1 protein-coding gene is annotated in these 431 nt (G+C 58.7%); it reads left to right on the forward strand.

Going from position 1 to position 431, the window contains the following annotated elements; genetic code table 11:
- A partial coding sequence (locus tag ACTHTY_RS12200) for a UvrB/UvrC motif-containing protein (protein ID WP_440367891.1) occupies positions 1-431 on the forward strand: 431 nt, incomplete at both ends.

Here is a 431-nt window from a genome sequence, read left to right on the forward strand (position 1 = left end):
CCCCTATCCCAACAGCAACGCCGTGCGCGACGGCATACAAGTCCTGCAAAAAGTCTTTATGCTGCGTACCTGCGAAGACAGCGTGTTCGAACACCGCGACCGCCCTTGCCTGCTGTATCAAATCAAACGCTGCACCGCGCCCTGCGTCGGACACATCAGCGAAGAAGACTACCGCGACAGCGTGCGCCAAGCAGCCACCTTCCTCAACGGCAAAACCGACGAACTGACCCGCACCCTGCAACACAAAATGCAGACCGCCGCCGCCAACCTGCAATTTGAAGAAGCCGCCCGCTACCGCGACCAAATCCAAGCACTCGGCATCATGCAGAGCAACCAGTTCATCGACAGCAAAAACCCCAACAACCCCAACGACATCGACCTGCTTGCGCTCGCCGTTTCAGACGGCCTCGTCTGCGTACACTGGGTCAGCA

It is taken from the genome of Neisseria sp. P0019.S002 (assembly GCF_051957155.1).
Taxonomy (GTDB): Bacteria; Pseudomonadota; Gammaproteobacteria; order Burkholderiales; family Neisseriaceae; genus Neisseria; species Neisseria perflava.